The sequence below is a fragment of the Pseudomonas poae genome (genome assembly GCF_001439785.1).
Lineage (GTDB): Bacteria > Pseudomonadota > Gammaproteobacteria > Pseudomonadales > Pseudomonadaceae > Aquipseudomonas > Aquipseudomonas poae.
Genome location: NZ_JYLI01000042.1, coordinates 1 through 4,530, shown reverse-complemented (window position 1 = coordinate 4,530; position 4,530 = coordinate 1). Strand labels below are relative to the sequence as shown.

At 62.8% G+C, this 4,530-nt stretch carries 4 protein-coding genes; 1 reads left to right on the top strand and 3 read right to left on the bottom strand.

All coding sequences use genetic code 11. From position 1 onward, the window contains the following. Window positions 1-186: 186 nt before the first annotated feature. The 3 genes from gbdR to TU75_RS25975 all read right to left on the bottom strand — a co-directional run bounded on the left by gbdR (window position 187) and on the right by TU75_RS25975 (window position 3,571). Window positions 187-1,272: a choline metabolism transcriptional regulator GbdR gene (gbdR, locus tag TU75_RS25985; RefSeq protein WP_015372530.1), complete on the bottom strand. Its 1,086-nt coding sequence runs from the start codon at window positions 1,270-1,272 to the stop codon at window positions 187-189. Window positions 1,273-1,295: 23 nt separating this feature from the next. Next, entirely contained in the window at window positions 1,296-2,702 is a 1,407-nt protein-coding gene (locus TU75_RS25980) for an amino acid permease (RefSeq protein WP_060550531.1), read from the bottom strand. Between the two features lie 137 nt (window positions 2,703-2,839). Beyond that, window positions 2,840-3,571 carry a BPL-N domain-containing protein gene (locus TU75_RS25975; protein WP_060550530.1) on the bottom strand — a complete coding sequence of 244 codons (732 nt, stop codon included), beginning with the start codon at window positions 3,569-3,571 and terminating at the stop codon, window positions 2,840-2,842. A gap of 155 nt (window positions 3,572-3,726) precedes the next feature. Between TU75_RS25975 and TU75_RS25970 the strand changes: the two genes are divergently transcribed. After that, window positions 3,727-4,353 (top strand): glutathione S-transferase family protein, encoded by a 627-nt coding sequence (locus TU75_RS25970; protein WP_015372533.1) that lies wholly within the window; start codon window positions 3,727-3,729, stop codon window positions 4,351-4,353. Window positions 4,354-4,530: the final 177 nt, after the last annotated feature.

The following is a 4,530-nucleotide window of genomic DNA, read 5'->3' as shown; positions in this document are numbered from 1 at the left end:
AAGACCAGGCGCTGAGCCGTATCAGGTACACCGCGTTTTGCTGGATTGGGGGCGCTTCGCACCCCAACGCGGGGCAAGCCCGCTCGCCACAATAAGCCCACACATTTTCCTTAGCTGAACGGCATTAGGGCTTGCCCGCTCGCCACAACCCGCTAGCTAGCCACACAGATTCCAGCGTGGTGATCATCAGCGCCGTTGAAGGCGTACGCTGGCGAAGGTCGGTTCATCTCGTGCCTGTTCCAGGGTGCTTCTGGGGGTTGCCGGCGCGGGGGCGTGCAGCGGGGGCGGTGAGGCGAGTGGCGGGTGCAGGCGCATGTCGGCGCGCTCGTCGCTGGGGGCGATGCCAAAAAAATCGCGGTAGCACTTGGAAAAATGCGGTGTCGACACGAAGCCGCAGATCACCCCAAGCTCGACAATCGACAGCGAGGTCTGCATCAGCAGTTGCCGCGCGCGGGTCAGGCGCAGTTTGAGGTAGTAACGCGATGGCGTGCAAAACAGGTAGCGCTGGAACATGCGCTCCAGCTGGCGCCGCGAGACGTTCACGTAGGCCGCCAGATCGTCCAGTTCGATGGGTTCTTCCAGATTGGCCTCCATCAGCGCAACCACTTCCTGCAGCTTGGGCTGCTGCGTGCCGAGCAGGTGCTTGAGGGGCACACGCTGCTGATCGCGTTCGTTGCGAATGCGCTCGTACACGAACATCTGCGAGATCGCCGCCGAGAGTTCGTGACCGTGATCGCGGCTGATCAGGTGCAGCATCATGTCCAGCGGCGCAGTGCCGCCGGAGCTGGTGAAGCGATTGCCGTCGAGGGTGAACACGCTCGCACTCACCGTGACGCGGGCAAAGGCCTCCTGCATCGACGCCATCAGTTCCCAATGCACGCTGCACTGGAAGCCATCGAGCAACCCGGCCAGGGCCAGCGCCCAACTGCCGGTGCACACCGCCCCCAGCCGCCGGCAATGCAGACGCGCCTGGTTGCGCAGCCAGGCAATGTGCTCGGCGGTCACGGCCTGTTGAATGCCAATACCACCGCACACCACGACCGCGTCGAGACTGAGCAGGTCGCGGGTGGACGCATCCGGCGTGACCGCCACGCCATCGCTGGCCCACACCGGCTGGCCGTTGAGGCTCAGGGTCTGCCAGCGGTACAGCTCCTCGCCCGCCAGTTGATTGGCCATGCGCAACGGCTCGACCGCACACGACAGGGAAATCAAGGTGAACTGGTCCAGCAGCAAAAAGCCGATGGTCTGGCAGACCGGCGTCTCAGGTGCCACGGCATTCACTCCAAAGCGACTGATCAGGATTGCTTCAGCGCCACCGGTTTGGCCACCGGCCCGTGCTGGCGCGCAGTGACCAGGCCGATAAACGAAATCACCAGCGCCAGGCCAATCGTCGACGACACTTCCAGGCGATGATCCGGCGTCACCATCATCACCCCCAGGGCCAGGCAGATGAAGACAATCACCAGGTAGGTCAACCAGGGAAACAGCCACATGCGAAAGGTCAGCTCAACGTTTTGCCGCAGCAGCAACCGACGCATGCGCAATTGCGACACCGCGATCACCAGGTACACCAGCAACGCGATGGCGCCGGAGCTGGCCAGCAGAAACTGGAACAGCCCGGCGGGCATGAAATAGCTCAGCAGCGTGACGCCCGCGCCAATGATGGTGCTGGCAATCACGGCCGCCCTGGGCACGCCCGCCGCCGAGGTGGCTTTGAGCGCGCGCGGCGCATCGCCGCGCTTGCCCAGGGAAAACAGCATGCGCGAAGAAATGTAGATCGAGGAATTCATGCAACTGGCCACGGCGATCAGCACCACCAGATCGACCATGAACTTGGCGTTGGGGATGTTCATCAACTCCAGCGCGCGCTGGTAAGAACCCACGGAGGCCAGCAGCGGATCGTTCCACGGCACGACCGAAATCACGATGGAGATCGACAGCAGATAGAACACGCCGATGCGCCAGATCACCGAGCGCGTCGCCTTGGCGATGTTCTGCGCCGGGTTGCTCGATTCGGCGGCAGCGATGGTCACCGCTTCGGTGCCGATAAAGCTGAACATGATGGTGATAAACGCCCCCACCACCGCCGACAGACCGTTGGGCGCAAAACCGCCGTGTTCCTGCATCAGCCGGCTCAGGCCGCTGGCTTCGCGGTCCGGAATCCAGCCCATCAGCACGCTGAAACCCAGGCCGATAAAACCGACGATGGCGATCACCTTGGCCATGGCGAACCAGAATTCGAACTCACCGTACTTGGCCACGCTGAACAGGTTGGTGATCACCAGCAGGATGATCGACAGCAGCGCGAACAGCCAGGCGTCCACCTGCGGGAACCACTGGTTGAGCACATGCCCGGCGGCCAGCGCTTCAATCGGGATCACCAGCACCCAGAACCACCAGTACAACCAGCCGATGGTGAACCCGGCCCAGGGGCCGATGGCCTGGTCGGCATAGGTGGAGAACGAGCCAGTGTCAGGCCGCGCCACCGCCATTTCGCCGAGCATGCGCATCACCAGCACCACCAGCAGCCCGGAGGCCAGGTACGCCAGCAACACCGCCGGCCCGGCCGCCGCGATGGCATGCCCGGAACCGACAAACAGCCCGGCGCCGATGATGCCGGCAATCGACAGCATGGTCACATGGCGGGGCTTGAAGCCTTGCGCCAACTGACCGCTGGAATCCTTGGAGTTGAGGTTAATCATTGTTTTTGTTGTGCTCTGCGACCCAATTGCGCACCACCATACGGGCGCAGCGCCAGGCGAAAAGGCCTGAGTACGTCACGATCGTGCCTGATGTCGACATGCAGAGAAGTGCTCACAGCCCCGTGGCGTCGGCGGCGTTACTCCTGAACGCTGCGGATCAACGCACCAAACAGGTCGCCACGGGGCATTTTGTCCAGCGGTATATCGGCGTTCTCGAACCACTCGCGCCCGGCTTCCGGGTGCGGACCACTGAGCACCACCACGCCCTTTTTATAGGTGTAGCGCGCGGCCGCGACGTCGCCATTGTGGTAGGTCGCGAGGGTCTGGTAAGGCGTGGCCGCCGTGGACGTGGGGAAATACGGACCGTCCTGATAGAACACGTAGTCCGGCTTGCCGGCCCAGGTGACGCGCACCGCCGCATCGTCGATGCCGCTGACTTCAAAGCCCGGACGACCGGCTTCGGTGTCGATGGCGTCGGGGATCAGGCCGAGGTTGTTGTCGTCCGCCAGATAGGCGCCCATGCACAGTCCCAGGTAACGGCCGCCCTTTGCCACGTAACTGCGAATAGCTTCGGCGCGCTCATCGCCCAGGCTGTCGAGGGCGCCGGGAATGTCCTGCCCGCCGCCTGGCTGCACGTAGAGGTCGTAGCGTGCGAGGGTTTGCGCGTTGATGTCGATAGCCTCGTCTGCGCCGACGAAGTCGACCTGGTAGCCGGGGTTGAGGCGCAGCAGCGCCGTTTTCACGTTTTCCGAACAGTCATCGCACCCCGCCGGGCCGCGGTAGATGGCGACGTGGGTGATCGGCACGGCGGCGTGCCCCTGAAAGGTGGCGAAGGCAAGGAACGTGGCGGCAATAACGTGCAGTTTCATGGTGGCGGGTTCTTCACAGGTTGGGGGCACGCGCCTAGCCTAATGCGAATGGCCGCGCAAAAAAGTTAACAGTTGTAAACACCCTGGGGAATGCCGGGGCACTCTGCGGCGCTGTGACAGTCCATTCCTGCACACCCCACACTCTGGAGCCGTCCATGATCATCGTCCATCACCTTAACAACTCACGTTCCCAGCGCATTCTGTGGCTGCTGGAAGAGCTTGGCCTGCCGTATGAGATCAAGCGTTACCAGCGCGACCCGAAAACCAACCTGGCGCCGCCGGAACTCAAGGCAATCAATGCGCTTGGCAAGTCGCCGGTGATTGAGGACGAGGGCAACGTGGTGATCGAGTCCGGCGCCATTGTCGACTACCTGATCCGCCGCCACGGCGCCGGCCGCCTGCAACCGGACGCCGCCAGCGCCAGCTACGACCAATACGTGCAATGGCTGCACTTTGCCGAAGGTTCGGCCATGTTGCCATTGATGCTCAATCTGTATGTGGGTCGCCTGGGTGAAGCCGGTGCGCCGTTGCATCCGCGTATCGAATCGGAAGTGGCCAATTACCTGAGTTATCTGGATAACGCCCTGGCAAGCACGCCTTACCTGATGGGCGAGTCGTTGAGCGGCGCGGATATCCAGATGAGTTTCATCGGCGAAATCGCCAAGGCTCAGGGCAAGTTGCAGGCCTACCCTAACCTTGCCGCGTGGGTGCAGCGCTTCCAGGCGCGGCCGGCGTATCGCAAGGCGGTGGAGCAAGGTGGCGAGTATGCGTTTGCCAAGTGAGGCGTAGAGCCGGTTTGTTGTAACAAGCTGACTTGCCCTATGCCGTTCACTTAAGCGCAGATTCTCTGTGGCGAGCGGGCTTGCCCCGCGTTGGGCTGCGCAGCAGCCCCAAAACCAGGCGCTGAGCCGTATCAGGCAAACCGCGTTTTGCTGGATTGGGGGCGCTTCGCACCCCAA